We start from the raw sequence: 16,851 nt of genomic DNA, 5'->3' as shown, positions 1-16,851 counted from the left end.
AAATGGGCAAATCCAGTTTTTTCTTCTTGCTAAAGGTTGGTCTTTTATTGGTCGGGTGCACGGGAATAGCTTATCTATTATTTGAGAATTATGTTTTATATGCTGTATTACTTTTCTTGGTGCTTTTTGGGATAGCTTATTATTGGTTGAGTGTCGAAAGACGCTTTTTGAGTTATGTGTTGGATTTTGCTGAAGCTGTCCGGTATAGAGATTTTACTCGAAGATTTGTTGTGAAAAATCTGAAAACTGTTGAGGGAAAATTATTTACAGCTTTTAACGATGTTAATTCAGTATATAAACGCATCAGTATAGACCAGGAAATACAACATCAGTATTTAAACAAGGTTATCAATATGTTGGATTCGGCTATTATATTTTATGAGGCAGGATCCGGTAAGGTGGTGTGGATTAATGATGCCTTTAAGCAATTATTTAATACTCCGCATCTTGGAAATATTAAAGGTTTGATCAAGCGGCATCAGGAGCTGTATGAAAAGACGATAGGGCTTAAAGTCGGCAAACAGCAGACAGAAACAATAAATTCTATCCGGGGAAAGATTAAACTTTTAATGAATAGTTCAGAATTTGAAACCCAGGATGGACTGTTCCGGATTGTAGTCTGTCAAAATATAAATGAAGCTATCGATGAGGCCGAGACTAAGGCCTGGCATAAATTACTCCGTGTATTGACCCATGAAATTATGAATTCTATTGCTCCGATTAGTTCGTTGGCAGAGACCTTACATGGGCGGTTGGCAGCAGGATATAGAGACGAAGATACGGAAGATCTTAGGGTCGGGATCTATACTATAAAGCGACGTAGCGAAGGTTTGTTGCAATTTGCAAAGAGTTATCGGATGATTAATAAAGTAGATCATCCTGATTTTAAGAATGTATTACTTATCGATGTTTTTGAAGAGATCTACCAACTTTTGGAACCGACTATGCTCCAGAAGGGAATTGATGTTGATATCATCATAAAGGATACACGGTTGCTTCTGTATGCGGATAGGAATCTAATTGAACAGGTTTTGATTAATTTATTATTGAATGCAATGGAGGCAGTGAGTGACTGTAAGAATCCTTATATTAGCATAACAGCTAAGGCTAAAGACGGAAAGGTGCGTATCGAAGTGACAGATAATGGTAAGGGTATGTCTACAGAACTACAAGAACAGATATTTACACCTTTTTTTACGACACGGAAAACTGGGACGGGTGTAGGATTGACACTCAGTAAACAGATTATGCTGGTTCATGGTGGAAATATTATGGTGGATAGTACAGAAGGAAAAGGGAGTGTATTTACTTTGAATTTCTAATATCTGGTTTAAAGCCTATTTTTGCAGTATGAGGTATTTCTGGAAAGGGGTGATACATTTTCTCACCTCGAATAGTCGACATGGCACACATTCTCCATTTGTGTATAAATTGGCGGATGAAGCCATCTATGCTAAATCCAAGAAACATGCTGTTGGCAGTAAACAGGATGAACTATTAATGGATGTAGCCGATTACTTTGAAGTGACTTATGTCCAGTCTAACCTAGATTTAGGAGCAGATAGGGCTTTGATTGTTGAAAAGTCTACGATGAATGTGGAGGAGCTTGCAGTGCTCGTTCGAGAGTTTAAGTATTTGGTAATTCCGAATATCTATAAAGATAGGACGATAAGGCAGACCTGGCATTTGGTATGCCAAGATCCGCGTTTTATTGTCTGCATAGATTTGTTTTACTATGGTTTGGTTTTTTACCGACGTGAGCAGCCTAAGGAATTTTTTAAGTTGCGGTTTCCGTATTGGAGATGAAGGGCTAGAATGCTTCGCTAACACTTAGATAAAATCCAGATTGCCTTTTTTCTCCAGCTCTTTTTTCTCCAAAAGCATAATCTAATCGAATACTACTACTGTGTTCTATACTAAAGAAGTAGCGGATCCCGCCACCGTAACTAGGTACCAAACGCAGATTGTTTGATTTTGAAAATGTACTTCCTGTGCCTACAAAGCCAGTTGCAGCAAATCGAGGCATAAATCGGTAACGTAATTCAGCTTGTGCTGTAGCATAGTTGTTGTCTTTATAGCGACCTAGATAATATCCTCGCATACTCATATCTCCACCGAGATCGCGCATAGCATAAAACGGAATGTTATTTCCATATGTGCCCCGGTATATTCCCTGTGTTGCTAAGCTGACTTTAGTTGAAAAGGGATAATAACCACGCATATCTACTTCTATCATATTCCCTTGGTAATTCTCTTTACCGAAGAAATCGGGCGCGTAGGCGTATTTTACTCTTCCGTAAAATCCTTTTGTGGTGAATGTCGTTACGTCCCGGGTATCGTAAAGTGCAGAAACGCCCAAAGCTAGAAATTGCCCCCCTGACTTACCGTATATTTCTGGAGATTCAAAGATTCCACCGGCTTCGATATCACTGAATTTGAAATAATCGTAATTTGCGTTTACACCCAAGTAAAATTTTGGTGCAAGTCTTTTTTCTACGTCTACTTTGAATCGGTATAAAGTCTGTTCTAGATAGTCTTCATCTACTTCCCAGGTGTCGTTGCCTATCCCATAGAAGTTGAACGGCCAGTCACGGAGACGTATGTCTGTAAGTATGTGGTATTTGTTGCCTTTGGTCCATAGATCGGAGGTCAAGTTTACTTTCTTTTGTTTTTCGGTCGTCACGGTGGCGATAAGCATGACGTTTGAAGTCTTGCTCTGCAGGTCAGTCCGGTCCATGTAGAAGTTATAAGTGCTTGCTATACCTATTTCCAAACCTGTTTCCTGGGCGTAGGCAACAGCTGGTAAAACCATGAAACTAGGACCCCTCGTACTATCGTTTGTGGAGGAAAATACTTTTTTAATAACCTTTTTAATCAGGTTATCTTCTTTTTGTGCAACAGCGGATAAGGAGATCCCTGTAAAGAGAAGACTGCATAATAGTTTGTGTCGAATCATGTAATATGAAAATTCAAAGCATCAAACTTAGATAAAATGCTTTGGAATCTCGAATACGAACTGGAAAAACTAAGGTGGAATTGGCCTATTTGTACTTCTTTGGTTAAAAAAGTGAAGGAAATCATTTTTCTGTTTTTTACTTCAAAAGGCGTTTTCTTTTCATCGGACTTTCAAATATGAACTTGCTTATTGCTATTTCATATTTGAAAGTGAAAATTATTTACTTGCATATCAGCGTAATGAATATCTAGTCGTGTTTTTTTTAGAAAAATATTTTTGATAAGTCATTTCTGTGTCTATCTTTGCATCATCGAAAACGGAAACATCGATTGTTTCTTTAGGATTTGATAACGTTCTTTAAGAAGAAAAAAGAAAAAAGTTTTTTAAAATATCTCTTGCAAGTTTGAAATAAAATTTTGATTTTTGCACTCGCTGTTCAGAAGTAACAGATGTTCTTAGAGATTTTGAATAAAATGTAATAAAAGCCTCCTTAGCTCAGCTGGTAGAGCAACTGACTTGTAATCAGTAGGTCATTGGTTCGATTCCGATAGGAGGCTCTAAATGCGACGAAAGTTGCAGGTCTGGAGGGGTTCCAGAGCGGTCAAATGGGACGGACTGTAAATCCGTTGCTTCGGCTTCGAAGGTTCGAATCCTTCTCCCTCCACACTTTTTATGACCTTGTAAAAGAGGTCAAAAGCGGAAGTAGCTCAGTTGGTAGAGCGATAGCCTTCCAAGCTATAGGTCGCGAGTTCGAACCTCGTCTTCCGCTCTTTAATTTCAAGATTTTTAGTCTCTATCTTTCGTAAATTATGATGTTAGGTGGGGGCATAAATCTGTAAGTAAGCTTTTATAAAGCCGAAGTAGCTCAGGGGTAGAGCACTTCCTTGGTAAGGAAGAGGTCGTGGGTTCAAATCCCATCTTTGGCTCGATAATTTAGTTTATTATTTTTTTTTGTATAAAATTTAATAAAGAATATTTAATAATTACTAATTCGCATAAACATGGCAAAAGAGAAATTTGACCGTAGTAAACCGCACTTAAACATTGGTACTATCGGTCACGTTGACCACGGTAAAACAACGACTACAGCTGCTATCACAAAAGTATTGGCTGATAAAGGTTTATCAGAAGCTCGTTCATTTGATTCAATTGACTCTGCTCCTGAAGAAAAAGAACGTGGTATCACGATTAACACATCACACGTTGAATATTCAACAGCTAACCGTCACTATGCACACGTTGACTGTCCAGGTCACGCCGATTACGTTAAGAACATGGTAACTGGTGCTGCTCAGATGGATGGCGCTATTATCGTAGTTGCTGCTACTGATGGTCCTATGCCTCAAACTCGTGAGCACATCCTATTGGCTCGTCAGGTTGGTGTTCCTGCGTTAGTAGTTTTCATGAACAAAACAGACTTAGTTGATGATCCAGAGTTGTTAGACTTAGTTGAGATGGAAGTTCGTGAGTTATTATCTTTCTACGAGTTCCCAGGTGATGATATTCCAGTAGTTAAAGGATCTGCTTTAGGTGCATTGAACGGTGAGCCTGAGTGGGTTGAGAAAATTATGGAATTGATGGATGCTGTAGATAACTACATTCCAATTCCTCCACGTTTGACTGATCTTCCTTTCTTGATGCCAGTTGAGGACGTGTTCTCGATCACAGGTCGTGGTACAGTTGCTACAGGTCGTATCGAAAGAGGTGTAATTAACTCTGGAGATCCAGTTGAGATCTTAGGTATGGGTGCTGAGAACTTGAAATCTACAGTAACTGGTGTTGAGATGTTCCGTAAAATCTTAGATTACGGTGAGGCTGGTGATAACGTAGGTTTATTGTTACGTGGTATTGAGAAAACTGATATCAAACGTGGTATGGTTATCTGTAAACCAGGTTCAGTAACTCCTCACGATCACTTCAAAGCTGAGGTTTACGTATTGTCAAAAGCAGAAGGTGGACGTCACACTCCATTCTTTAACAAATACCGTCCTCAGTTCTATTTCCGTACAACTGACGTAACAGGAGAGATCTCTTTACCAGAAGGTACTGAAATGGTTATGCCAGGTGATAACGTTACAATTACAGTGAAATTAATCTCTGCGATTGCAATGGAGAAAGGTTTACGTTTCGCTATCCGTGAGGGTGGTCGTACAGTAGGTGCTGGTCAGGTAACTGAAATCATTTAATCTATATAGATTAATATAAAATAGGAAAAGCTAATCAGTGAAAGCTGATTGGCTTTTTTTATTTTATATCAGTAAATTATTCTGAAATAAAAGTAAAAAATATTTGCTGCAAACGGTTTAAAACACTATATTTGCAACACAAAATAAGAAATACACGGGCATAGTTTAAAGGTAGAACGAAGGTCTCCAAAACCTTTGGTCTGGGTTCGAGTCCTGGTGCCCGTGCATAATAACTTAAATAATCAAAAAATGGCTAACGTACTTGGTTTTTTTAAAGAGTCATACGAAGAGATCACACAGAAGGTTACTTGGCCTACTTGGTCTCAGTTACAAAACCACGCTGTGGTTGTACTTATAGCTTCCTTAATAATCGCTATGGTGGTGTTGGCAATGGATAAGGCTTCAAGTAATATTTTGGAGTTGTTGTACGGTACTAAGTAAGCAATCTATCAATTAGTATTATGGCAGATCAAACGTTGAAATGGTACGTAGTGCGTGCTGTGAGTGGTAAAGAGAAAAAGGTAAAGCAATATATAGAGGCTGAAGTAAATCGGTTGGGGATACAGCATTTGATTCCTCAGGTGTTAATACCGATGGAGAAGTATTACCAAATGCGTGATGGTAAGAAAGTTGCAAAAGAGCGAAATTACTACCCTGGATATGTATTGATTGAGGCAGCTTTGGATGGTGAGATTGAGCATATTATCAAAAACCTAAATAGTGTTATTGGCTTCTTAGGAGATAAAGCTGGCGTAGCCATTCCGTTGCGTCAGGCAGAGATTAATCGTATCTTAGGTAAGGTGGATGAGATGGCTGAGCAGGGAGAGTCTATCAACATGACTTACTTTGTCGGTGAATCTGTTAAGGTAATCGATGGTCCGTTTAATGGATTTACTGGTGAGGTTGAAGAGGTGCATGAAGATAAAAAGAAATTAACGGTTATGGTTAAGGTGTTTGGACGTAAGACTCCTTTAGAACTTAACTATATGCAGGTTGAAAAAGAATAGTCGGTGCTTATTAATAAGTGATAAGATATTGTAACCAGTTCATTTTTTGGGCTGGTTTTTTATTTGTAAAAATAAATCAACAATAGTCTTTTTTAATTAAAAACTTCTTATTATCTTTGCACCTCGTTTAGTTGCGTAAATCTAATGATCGGTGACTTTTCGAAATAAATGTTACAAGTATTGCTTCCAACTTACTAACAAACATTTAACACATTAAATAACAAACAAAATGGCAAAAGAAGTCAGTGCGTTAGTAAAATTACAAGTAAAGGGCGGTGCAGCAAATCCATCACCTCCAGTAGGACCTGCTTTAGGTGCTAAGGGTGTGAATATTATGGATTTCTGTAAACAGTTCAATGCTCGTACGCAAGACAAACCAGGACAAGTATTGCCCGTTGTAATTACTGTTTATGCTGATAAATCATTTGATTTTATCATTAAGACTCCACCGGTAGCAGTTCAGTTGAAAGACGCTGCTAAATTGAAAAGTGGATCTGGCGAACCTAACCGTAAGAAAGTTGCTTCTATTACTTGGGAGCAAGTGGAAACGATCGCTAAAGATAAAATGCCAGATTTAAATGCATTTACTGTAGACGCGGCAATGAGAATGGTCGCTGGTACGGCACGTAGTATGGGTATCACTGTTTCAGGTGACGCTCCTTGGAAAAATTAATTAACGAAATCAGTTTAAGAAAGTGGCTAGATTAACAAAGAATCAAAAAGCGGCACTATCCAAAATTGAAGCTGGTAAGGCGTACACTTTAGCTGATGCTGCGGCATTAGTTAAGGAGATTACTATGACTAAATTTGATGCTTCTGTGGATATCGACGTGCGTTTGGGCGTAGATCCACGTAAAGCGAATCAAATGGTTCGTGGTATTGCAACATTGCCTCACGGAACTGGAAAAACTGTGCGTGTTTTAGTATTGTGTACTCCTGATAAGGAGGAAGAAGCTAAAGCAGCAGGTGCAGATTACGTAGGTCTTGATGACTATATCAGCAAAATTGAAGGTGGTTGGACTGACGTTGACATCATTATTACTATGCCTTCGGTGATGGCTAAAGTAGGTAAATTGGGACGTATTTTAGGCCCAAGAAACTTAATGCCTAACCCTAAGACTGGTACAGTAACTACAGAAGTAGGTAAAGCTGTAACAGACGTAAAAGGTGGTAAGATTGATTTCAAGGTTGACAAAACAGGAATTATTCACACTTCAGTTGGAAAAGTGTCTTTCCCTGCAGAGAAAATTTACGAAAACGCATTAGAAGTATTGCAAGTTATCAGTAAGTTGAAGCCTTCTGCAGCTAAGGGAACATACTTCAAGAGTATTCACATCTCATCAACAATGAGTCCGGGTATTCATGTAGAAACTAAATCAGTAGCAGGAATTTAATCATGAGAAAAGAAGAAAAACAAGAAATTGTTCAAGCTTTGGCCGAACAGATTAAATCCTACGGTAATTTCTATATTACTGACACTGCTGATTTATCTGTTGAAAAAATCAATGGAATTCGTCGCAAATGTTTCGAGCAAGATATTATCATTCAAGTTGCTAAGAACAGCTTGATCGAGAAAGCATTGATCGAAGCGGGGATTGACTCAGAAGAACTTAAAGGTGTCTTGAAAGGCGCTTCTACAATGATGTTCTCTGAGAATGCTAATGCGCCGGCAAAATTGATCAAGCAATTACGTAAAGAAGGAGATAAGCCTGTATTAAAAGCGGCTTATATACAAGAGACTACTTTCGTAGGCGACGATCAGTTGAATGCACTAGTTAGCCTTAAATCTAAGGAAGAATTGGTTGCAGATATTATTGCGGCATTACAATCACCTGCGAAGAATGTTATTTCTGCTCTTCAATCGGGAGGAAATACAGTTTCAGGTTTGTTGAAAGCTTTAGAAGATAGAGGCTAACGAACGTCTCTCAAATAAAAGTTCGTGAACTATTAAAAAATAATTATTTAAGAAAATTTTAAAAATCAAAATAAAATGGCAGATTTAAAACAACTTGCTGAACAGTTAGTTAACTTAACGGTAAAAGAAGTTAAAGAATTAGCTGATATCTTAAAAGATGAGTACGGTATCGAGCCTGCTGCTGCTGCTGTTGCAGTTGCTGCTGCTCCTGCTGAAGGTGGCGCTGCTGCTGCTGAAGAGAAAACATCATTTGACGTTATCTTGAAAGAAGCTGGTGGTCAGAAATTAGCAGTAGTTAAATTAGTTAAAGATTTAGCAGGCTTAGGCTTGAAAGAAGCTAAAGATTTAGTTGACGGTGCTCCTAAAGAATTGAAAGCTGGTGTTTCTAAAGACGAAGCAGAAGCTTTGAAAAAGCAATTAGAAGAAGCTGGTGCTGTTGTTGAAATTAAATAATTTCGCATAACGCCCAAAAGAGATTAGACTCTGATAGTTTCTATCAGAGTCTATTCCTGTTTTAATGTATTGAAGTAGGTCATACGTGTACTGTCGTATGATTTAGAGAGTGACAATTAGCAGTACAATTAAGCTCAGTTTTTTTAAACTAAAATCTTATTCCCTTGGCAAACAATAATATTCAAAAGGAAAGAGTGAACTTTGCTACAAGTAAGAAGGTAATTGATTATCCGGATTTCTTGGACGTGCAATTGGAGTCTTTCAGGGAGTTTTTTCAATTGGAAACTACTTCTGATAATCGCCATCAGGAAGGGTTGTACAAGGTTTTCGCGGAAAACTTCCCTATTTCTGATTCAAGAAACATTTTCGTGCTAGAGTTTTTGGATTATTTTATTGATCCGCCTCGTTACGATATTCAAGAATGTATCGAGCGTGGTCTAACTTATAGCGTGCCTTTAAAAGCAAAGTTAAAGTTATCTTGTAATGACGAAGAACACGAGGATTTCGAAACTATCGTACAAGATGTATATTTAGGTACGATCCCGTACATGACACCAAAAGGTACTTTCGTGATCAATGGTGCCGAACGTGTAATCGTATCTCAGTTGCACCGCTCTCCTGGCGTATTCTTTGGTCAGAGTAGACACACAAATGGTACTAAACTTTATTCTGCAAGGGTAATTCCTTTTAAAGGGTCTTGGATCGAATTTGCTACCGACGTTAACAATGTCATGTACGCTTATATCGATCGTAAGAAAAAATTCCCAGTTACAACGCTGTTACGTGCTATCGGTTATGATTCAGATAAAGATATCTTAGAATTATTTGACCTAGCTGATGAAGTAAAGGTTAGTAAATCGGGACTAAAAAAATACATTGGCCGTCGTTTAGCGGCAAGGGTATTGAACAAATGGACTGAAGATTTTGTAGACGAGGATACAGGTGAAGTTGTATCGATCGATCGTAACGAAATTATTTTTGAACGTGAAACTGTTTTGGAAGAGGATCACATTGACTTGATCATCGATGCAGGTGTAAAATCGATTATACTTGCTAAGGAAGATGAATCAAACAATGCGGACTATTCTATTATATATAATACCTTACAGAAAGATACGTCTAACTCAGAGAAAGAAGCGGTAGAGCATATCTATCGTCAATTGCGTAACGCTGAACCACCTGATGAGGAAACTGCTCGTGGTATCATCGATCGTCTATTCTTCTCGGACAAACGTTATGATTTAGGTGATGTAGGTCGTTACCGTATCAATCGTAAGTTACAATTAGGTAAAGACGCCGATACGAAAGTATTGACACGTGAGGATATTATTGCTATCGTTAAGTACTTGATCAATTTGATCAACTCTAAAGCTGAGGTAGATGATATCGATCACTTGTCAAACCGTCGTGTACGTACGGTTGGTGAGCAGCTATATGCTCAATTTGGTGTTGGTCTGGCACGTATGGCTCGTACAATCCGTGAGCGTATGAACATCCGAGATAATGAGGTGTTTACACCTACGGATTTGATTAATGCGCGTACATTATCGTCGGTTATTAACTCGTTTTTCGGGACCAATCAGTTGTCTCAGTTTATGGACCAAACGAATCCATTAGCTGAAATTACGCACAAACGCCGTCTATCTGCGTTAGGTCCAGGAGGTCTTTCTCGTGAGCGCGCCGGCTTTGAGGTTCGTGACGTTCACTATACACATTACGGCCGTCTTTGTACTATCGAAACACCAGAGGGACCAAACATTGGTTTGATTTCTTCTTTGGCTGTTCATGCGAAGATTAACAATTTAGGGTTTATTGAAACACCATACCGTAAAGTTGAAAACGGACGTGTGGTTGTAGAAGAGCCTGTAGTGTATTTGTCGGCTGAAGACGAAGATGAGAAGACAATCGCGCAAGCGAATGCGATATATGACGATAAAGGTAATTTTGAAGATCCAAAAGTAAAAGCAAGATACGAGGGTGACTTTCCGGTTATCGAGCCGGAAAAATTGGATTTGATGGACGTTGCTCCGAACCAGATTACTTCTATTGCGGCTTCGTTAATTCCATTCTTGGAGCATGATGATGCCAACCGTGCATTGATGGGATCGAACATGCAGCGTCAAGCTGTTCCATTATTACGCCCTCAAGCTCCGATTGTAGGTACTGGTCTTGAAGGACGCGTAGCGTCCGATTCACGTACGTTGATCAATGCAGAAGGTTCTGGTGTTGTGGAGTATGTTGATGCTGAGGAGATTAAGATCCGTTATGACCGTACTGATGATGACCGTTTGGTTTCATTTGACGACGACGTAAAAACTTATCGCTTAATTAAGTTTAAGAAAACGAATCAAAATACTTGTATTAACCTGAAGCCAATTGTTAAAAGAGGTGAGAAGGTTGTTAAAGGTCAGGTATTATGTGAAGGATATGCAACAGAAGATGGCGAGCTGGCATTAGGCCGTAACCTGAAAGTTGCATTCATGCCTTGGCAGGGTTACAACTTTGAGGATGCGATCGTAATTTCTGAACGTGTAGTATCTCAAGATATTTTCACTTCACTTCATATTGAAGAGTTTGAATTGGAAGTCCGTGATACAAAACGTGGTGAAGAAGAATTAACTGCTGATATTCCTAACGTATCCGAAGAAGCTACTAAAGACTTAGACGAAAACGGTATTATCCGTGTCGGAGCTGAAGTAGGAGAAGGCGATATATTGATTGGTAAGATTACACCAAAAGGAGAATCTGATCCTTCACCAGAAGAAAAATTATTACGAGCTATCTTTGGTGACAAAGCAGGTGACGTAAAAGATGCTTCTTTGAAAACTCCTCCTTCGATTAAAGGTGTCGTTATCGATACGAAGTTATTCTCTCGTGCTAAGAAGATGTCTAAAGAAGTCGAAAGAAAAGCTTTAGAGAAGTTGGAAGTTACGCACGAAAAGAACTTAAGAATATTGAAAGATCGTTTGGTTGATAAATTATTTACAATTGTAAATGGTAAAACCAGTCAAGGTATCTATAATGTTTATAAAGAGTTGTTGCTTGCGAAAGGAGCTAAGTTCACTCAAAAAATCTTAATGGATCTTGACTATGCAAATGTCAACCCATTTGGATGGACTACGGACGATGAGAAGAATGATATGGTGAAAATGGCTCTTCATAACTACAATATCAAGTTGAATGAAGAGTTAGGTGCTTTCAAACGTGATAAATTTGCTGTTTCTGTAGGTGATGAGCTACCTTCTGGTATCGTACAGATGGCTAAAGTTTATGTTGCTAAGAAACGTAAATTGAAAGTGGGAGATAAGATGGCTGGACGTCACGGTAATAAAGGTATCGTAGCACGTATCGTACGTGATGAAGATATGCCTTTCTTAGAAGACGGTACACCTGTTGATATTGTGTTGAATCCACTAGGGGTACCTTCGCGGATGAACCTGGGCCAGATCTATGAAACCGTTCTTGGTTGGGCAGGTCAAAAATTAGGTATGAAGTTCGCAACTCCAATCTTCGACGGTGCCGAAATGGATCAAGTAGAAGAGTGGGTAGACAAAGCTGGATTACCTCGATCAGGGCGTACGTATTTATACAATGGTCTTACAGGAGATCGTTTTGACCAACCGACTACTGTTGGGGTTATCTATATGTTGAAATTAGGGCACATGGTTGATGATAAGATGCACGCTCGTTCTATCGGACCTTACTCGTTGATTACGCAACAACCATTAGGTGGTAAGGCACAATTCGGTGGTCAGCGTTTCGGTGAGATGGAGGTTTGGGCCTTAGAAGCATTCGGTGCATCTAACATCTTACAAGAGATCTTGACTGTGAAATCAGATGACGTTGTGGGACGTGCTAAGACATATGAAGCAATCGTCAAAGGTAATAATTTGCCTACTCCATCTGTTCCTGAATCGTTCAATGTATTGGTACATGAGCTCCGTGGTTTAGGTCTAGATATCACATTAGATTAATCAAGCAAAGAAATGAGCTTAGGAGGTCTTCGATCTCTTAAGCTTTTACATACATCTTTAAGTTATACAACGTATGTCTTACAAAAAAGATAATAAAATTAAAAGTAACTTCACTTCCATTACCATTAGTTTGGCCTCTCCAGAGACTATTTTGGAGCGTTCAAGTGGAGAGGTTACTAAACCGGAAACAATCAACTACCGTACCTATAAGCCGGAACGTGATGGTTTATTCTGTGAGCGTATCTTTGGTCCTGTAAAGGATTATGAGTGTCACTGTGGTAAATACAAACGTATCCGTTATAAAGGTATTGTCTGTGATCGTTGTGGTGTAGAAGTTACCGAAAAAAAGGTGCGTCGTGAGCGTATGGGACATATCAACTTGGTAGTTCCTGTGGCACACATTTGGTACTTCCGTTCACTTCCTAATAAAATCGGTTACTTATTGGGACTTCCAACTAAGAAGTTGGATATGATCATTTATTACGAGCGTTATGTTGTTATCCAGGCGGGTATCAAAGAAGATGACGGTATCTCGTACATGGATTTCTTGACTGAAGAAGAATATTTGGATATTTTGGATACACTTCCAAAAGAAAACCAATATTTGGATGACAATGACCCTCAGAAGTTTGTTGCCAAAATGGGAGCAGATGCTTTAGAGGAATTATTGAAGCGTCTTGATTTAGATCAATTGTCTTATGATTTACGTCACCAAGCTGCGAATGAAACTTCTCAACAGCGTAAAAATGAAGCGTTAAAGCGTCTTCACGTGGTGGAAGCCTTCCGTGGTGCTAATACACGTATCGAAAATAGACCGGAATGGATGATCGTTAAGATTGTTCCTATTATTCCACCAGAGCTACGTCCTCTAGTACCTCTAGATGGTGGTCGTTTTGCAACTTCCGATTTGAATGACTTATATCGTCGTGTGATTATCCGCAATAACCGTCTTAAGCGTTTGATCGAGATTAAAGCTCCTGAAGTAATTTTACGTAACGAAAAACGTATGCTTCAAGAGGCTGTTGACTCGTTGTTTGATAACTCACGTAAGGTAAATGCAGTGAAAACTGAAGGTAACCGTGCGTTGAAATCATTATCTGATATTTTGAAAGGTAAACAAGGTCGTTTCCGTCAAAACTTATTAGGTAAGCGTGTTGACTATTCGGCTCGTTCGGTAATTGTTGTAGGACCTCACCTGAAGTTACACGAGTGTGGTATTCCTAAAGATATGGCCGCAGAGCTTTACAAACCATTCATCATCCGTAAGATGATTGAAAGAGGTATTGTTAAAACTGTAAAATCAGCGAAGAAAATTGTAGATCGTAAAGATCCAGTGGTATGGGACATCCTTGAAAATGTATTAAAAGGACACCCTGTATTACTAAACCGTGCACCTACGCTTCACCGTTTGGGTATTCAGGCTTTCCAACCCACCTTAGTAGAAGGTAAAGCGATTCAATTACACCCATTAGTGTGTACAGCGTTCAACGCCGATTTTGATGGTGACCAGATGGCGGTCCACTTACCTTTAGGTAATGCTGCAATTTTGGAAGCCCAAATCTTAATGTTGGCAGCTCACAATATCTTAAATCCCGCAAATGGTTCTCCGGTTACTGTACCTTCACAGGATATGGTTTTGGGTCTGTATTATATTACAAAAGGCCGTAAGACGGATGATTCTCGCAAGATGAAGGGTGAGGGAAGTATCTTCTATTCTCCAGAAGAGGTTATCATTGCTTTGAACGAGAAACAAGTTGATCTCCACTCTTGGATAAAAGTACGTACCAATACGTTGGGAAGTACAGGTGAGATCGAGAGACAGATTATTGAAACTACCGTAGGTCGTGTTATCTTTAACCAGATTGTTCCTGCAGAAGTGGGATATATCAATGAGATCTTAACAAAGAAATCTTTGCGTAATGTAATCGGTGAGATTGTAAAATCAACCGGGATGGCACGCGCAGCTAAATTCTTGGATGATATGAAGGAACTTGGTTTCCAAACAGCATTCAAGGGAGGTTTATCCTTCAACTTGCAAGATTTGAATATTCCTGCTGCTAAAGCAGAATTGATTGCGCAAGCTACAAATGAAGTAGATGAGGTGATGAACAACTATAACATGGGTTTCATTACAAACAACGAGCGTTACAACCAGATTATCGATATTTGGACGCGTATCAACAACAGATTGACTGCGCACGTAATGGATATCTTGTCTAATGACAACCAAGGATTCAACTCTGTATATATGATGTTGGATTCTGGAGCCCGTGGTTCGAAAGAGCAGATTCGTCAGCTATGCGGTATGCGTGGTTTGATGGCTAAGCCTCAAAAATCAGGTAATTCAGGTGGTGAGATTATCGAAAACCCGATTTTGTCAAACTTTAAAGAAGGTTTGTCGGTATTGGAGTACTTTATTTCTACGCACGGTGCGCGTAAAGGTCTTGCGGATACAGCTTTGAAGACAGCGGATGCTGGTTACCTGACACGTCGTCTACATGACGTAGCACAGGATATGATTGTTGTTGATCATGATTGTGGAGGTCTTCGCGGTATTTATACTACAGCGTTGAAAGATAACGATGATGTTGTTGAACCATTATACGATCGTATTTTAGGACGTACGCCACTTCACGACGTTTATCATCCTGAAACGGATGAGTTGATTGTTGCCGCTAACGATGATATTACAGAAGAGGTAGCTGCTGCAATTGATGAGGCTGGTATAGAAGGTTTAGAAATCCGTTCGGTATTGACTTGCGAGGCTAAACGTGGAGTTTGTGCTTGTTGTTACGGACGTAACTTAGCGTCGGGCAAGCGTGTTCAAATGGGGGAAGCTGTCGGTGTAATTGCAGCTCAGTCTATTGGTGAACCAGGTACACAGTTAACACTTCGTACATTCCACGTAGGGGGTACCGCATCGAATATTGCCAATGAGTCTACTATTATAGCGAAGTACGAAGGTACTATCGAGTTTGAAAACGTGCGTACGGTAGAAAAAGAAGGTGAAGAAGGTTCTTATCATGTTGTCTTAGGACGCTCCGGTGAAATAAAAGTTGTTAATGCTGACCGTAAAGTCCTTTATCAACAAATTATTCCTTACGGATCTAACCTTTATGTTAAAGAAGGTGATAAGGTAGAGAAAGGCACTAAGCTTGTTGATTGGGATCCATATAACGCGGTGATTATTTCTGAGTTTGCGGGTAAAGTCGAATTTGATGCTATTATCGAAGGTGTTACTTTCCGTGAAGAGTCTGACGATCAAACTGGACACAAGGAGAAGGTTATTATCGAAACACGTGATAAGACGAAAAACCCGACGATCAAGGTTCTTGATAATAAGGGTGAAGTTATCCGTTCGTACAACATTCCTGTTGGAGCCCACGTTTCGGTATCAGATGGTCAGAAATTGAAAGAAGGAGCTATCTTGGTTAAGATCCCTCGTTCAACAGGTAAGACCCGAGATATTACAGGTGGTCTTCCTCGCGTAACGGAATTATTTGAAGCACGTAACCCTTCAAACCCTGCTGTTGTTACTGAAATTGACGGTGTTGTTTCTTTAGGTGGAGTGAAGCGAGGTAATCGTGAGGTTTCTATTGAATCACGAGATGGTCAAGTTAAGAAATACTTAGTGCCACTTTCGAAACACATCCTTGTACAAGATAATGACTTTATCAAAGCGGGTATGCCTTTATCTGATGGACAGATTTCTCCAGGCGATATATTATCGATCAAAGGTCCTTCAGCGGTACAAGAATATATCGTTAACGGTATTCAGGAGGTCTATCGTCTGCAAGGTGTGAAGATCAACGATAAGCACTTTGAAACAATCGTACACCAGATGATGCAGAAAGTGAATATCGAAGATCCGGGAGATACACGTTTCTTGGAGAGAGAAGCTGCAAACAAATGGGATTTCATGTTAGAAAACGATTCGTTATATGATAAGAAAGTGGTTGTTGACGCAGGAGATTCAAATTCATTACGTCCAGGACAAATCGTTACTTTACGTAAACTACGTGAGGAGAACTCTAGTCTAAAACGTCAAGACATGAAGTTGGTTGAAGTACGTGATGCTATCCCTGCTACATCTAGCCCATTGCTTCAAGGTATTACTAGAGCATCATTGGGCACTAAGTCATTCATTTCTGCTGCGTCTTTCCAAGAGACAACGAAAGTATTGAATGAAGCAGCTATAGCTGGTAAACGTGATGATTTATTGGGACTGAAAGAAAATGTAATTGTAGGACACTTAATTCCTTCAGGTACAGGACTTCGTCACTACAGCAATATCATTGTTGGATCTCGTGAAGAGTATGATCAGTTATTAGCTTCTAAAGAGGAAGATTAATTTCCTTTT

At 39.4% G+C, this 16,851-nt stretch carries 12 protein-coding genes and 5 tRNA genes; 16 read left to right on the top strand and 1 reads right to left on the bottom strand.

From position 1 onward, the window contains the following. Positions 1–2: 2 nt before the first annotated feature. Both G7B20_RS04440 and G7B20_RS04435 read left to right on the top strand, forming a co-directional pair. On the top strand, positions 3–1,322 hold the full coding sequence (locus G7B20_RS04440) for a sensor histidine kinase (RefSeq protein ID WP_164108809.1): 1,320 nt from the start codon (positions 3–5) through the stop codon (positions 1,320–1,322). A gap of 28 nt (positions 1,323–1,350) precedes the next feature. Then, the gene (locus G7B20_RS04435; RefSeq protein WP_164108808.1) at positions 1,351–1,806 is read left to right on the top strand and encodes a hypothetical protein; all 456 of its coding nucleotides are present in this window, start codon (positions 1,351–1,353) and stop codon (positions 1,804–1,806) included. A gap of 4 nt (positions 1,807–1,810) precedes the next feature. On the opposite strand, the gene G7B20_RS04430 is transcribed toward G7B20_RS04435, so the two are convergent. Then, positions 1,811–2,956, bottom strand: coding sequence for a BamA/TamA family outer membrane protein (locus G7B20_RS04430; RefSeq protein WP_164108807.1), 1,146 nt, complete (start codon positions 2,954–2,956; stop codon positions 1,811–1,813). Between the two features lie 484 nt (positions 2,957–3,440). On the opposite strand from G7B20_RS04430, the gene G7B20_RS04425 reads away from it, so the two are divergent. The 14 genes from G7B20_RS04425 (at position 3,441) to rpoC (ending at position 16,842) form a co-directional block, all read left to right on the top strand. Beyond that, positions 3,441–3,513: transfer RNA gene (locus G7B20_RS04425), tRNA-Thr, on the top strand. A gap of 26 nt (positions 3,514–3,539) precedes the next feature. Beyond that, positions 3,540–3,620: transfer RNA gene (locus G7B20_RS04420), tRNA-Tyr, on the top strand. Positions 3,621–3,652: 32 nt separating this feature from the next. Continuing rightward, a tRNA-Gly gene (locus G7B20_RS04415) sits at positions 3,653–3,725 on the top strand. 85 nt (positions 3,726–3,810) lie between these two features. Then, positions 3,811–3,882 (top strand) — tRNA-Thr (locus tag G7B20_RS04410). A 75-nt stretch (positions 3,883–3,957) separates the two neighbouring features. Next, positions 3,958–5,142 carry an elongation factor Tu gene (tuf, locus tag G7B20_RS04405; protein WP_079641244.1) on the top strand — a complete coding sequence of 395 codons (1,185 nt, stop codon included), beginning with the start codon at positions 3,958–3,960 and terminating at the stop codon, positions 5,140–5,142. A 154-nt stretch (positions 5,143–5,296) separates the two neighbouring features. After that, positions 5,297–5,367: transfer RNA gene (locus tag G7B20_RS04400), tRNA-Trp, on the top strand. A gap of 24 nt (positions 5,368–5,391) precedes the next feature. Then, the gene (secE, locus tag G7B20_RS04395; protein ID WP_164108806.1) at positions 5,392–5,583 is read left to right on the top strand and encodes a preprotein translocase subunit SecE; all 192 of its coding nucleotides are present in this window, start codon (positions 5,392–5,394) and stop codon (positions 5,581–5,583) included. Between the two features lie 20 nt (positions 5,584–5,603). Further along, on the top strand, positions 5,604–6,149 hold the full coding sequence (gene nusG, locus G7B20_RS04390) for a transcription termination/antitermination protein NusG (protein WP_164108805.1): 546 nt from the start codon (positions 5,604–5,606) through the stop codon (positions 6,147–6,149). Between the two features lie 229 nt (positions 6,150–6,378). Continuing rightward, positions 6,379–6,822 carry a 50S ribosomal protein L11 gene (gene rplK / locus G7B20_RS04385; protein WP_079641248.1) on the top strand — a complete coding sequence of 148 codons (444 nt, stop codon included), beginning with the start codon at positions 6,379–6,381 and terminating at the stop codon, positions 6,820–6,822. Between the two features lie 22 nt (positions 6,823–6,844). Next, positions 6,845–7,543, top strand: coding sequence for a 50S ribosomal protein L1 (gene rplA, locus G7B20_RS04380; protein WP_021068873.1), 699 nt, complete (start codon positions 6,845–6,847; stop codon positions 7,541–7,543). A 2-nt stretch (positions 7,544–7,545) separates the two neighbouring features. Next, positions 7,546–8,064: a 50S ribosomal protein L10 gene (gene rplJ / locus G7B20_RS04375; protein WP_164108804.1), complete on the top strand. Its 519-nt coding sequence runs from the start codon at positions 7,546–7,548 to the stop codon at positions 8,062–8,064. Positions 8,065–8,139: 75 nt separating this feature from the next. After that, complete coding sequence (gene rplL, locus G7B20_RS04370; protein WP_002992785.1) at positions 8,140–8,517, top strand: 50S ribosomal protein L7/L12; 378 nt, start codon at positions 8,140–8,142, stop codon at positions 8,515–8,517. Between the two features lie 164 nt (positions 8,518–8,681). Beyond that, positions 8,682–12,491 carry a DNA-directed RNA polymerase subunit beta gene (rpoB, locus tag G7B20_RS04365; RefSeq protein ID WP_164108803.1) on the top strand — a complete coding sequence of 1,270 codons (3,810 nt, stop codon included), beginning with the start codon at positions 8,682–8,684 and terminating at the stop codon, positions 12,489–12,491. 73 nt (positions 12,492–12,564) lie between these two features. Continuing rightward, on the top strand, positions 12,565–16,842 hold the full coding sequence (gene rpoC / locus G7B20_RS04360) for a DNA-directed RNA polymerase subunit beta' (RefSeq protein WP_164108802.1): 4,278 nt from the start codon (positions 12,565–12,567) through the stop codon (positions 16,840–16,842). Positions 16,843–16,851 lie beyond the last annotated feature (9 nt).

This window comes from Sphingobacterium sp. xlx-96 (assembly GCF_011007365.1).
GTDB classification, from domain to species: Bacteria; Bacteroidota; Bacteroidia; order Sphingobacteriales; family Sphingobacteriaceae; genus Sphingobacterium; species Sphingobacterium luzhongxinii.
The sequence above is the reverse complement of the archived record's forward strand: the minus strand, read 5'-3'. Positions and strand labels throughout refer to the sequence as shown.

Coding starts and splice junctions, on each gene's coding strand:
- G7B20_RS04440 (WP_164108809.1), top strand. CDS start 3: ATGGGCAAATCCAGTTTTTTCTTCTTGCTAAAGGTTGGTCTTTTATTG.
- G7B20_RS04435 (WP_164108808.1), top strand. CDS start 1,351: ATGAGGTATTTCTGGAAAGGGGTGATACATTTTCTCACCTCGAATAGT.
- G7B20_RS04430 (WP_164108807.1), bottom strand. CDS start 2,956: ATGATTCGACACAAACTATTATGCAGTCTTCTCTTTACAGGGATCTCC.
- tuf (WP_079641244.1), top strand. CDS start 3,958: ATGGCAAAAGAGAAATTTGACCGTAGTAAACCGCACTTAAACATTGGT.
- secE (WP_164108806.1), top strand. CDS start 5,392: ATGGCTAACGTACTTGGTTTTTTTAAAGAGTCATACGAAGAGATCACA.
- nusG (WP_164108805.1), top strand. CDS start 5,604: ATGGCAGATCAAACGTTGAAATGGTACGTAGTGCGTGCTGTGAGTGGT.
- rplK (WP_079641248.1), top strand. CDS start 6,379: ATGGCAAAAGAAGTCAGTGCGTTAGTAAAATTACAAGTAAAGGGCGGT.
- rplJ (WP_164108804.1), top strand. CDS start 7,546: ATGAGAAAAGAAGAAAAACAAGAAATTGTTCAAGCTTTGGCCGAACAG.
- rplL (WP_002992785.1), top strand. CDS start 8,140: ATGGCAGATTTAAAACAACTTGCTGAACAGTTAGTTAACTTAACGGTA.
- rpoC (WP_164108802.1), top strand. CDS start 12,565: ATGTCTTACAAAAAAGATAATAAAATTAAAAGTAACTTCACTTCCATT.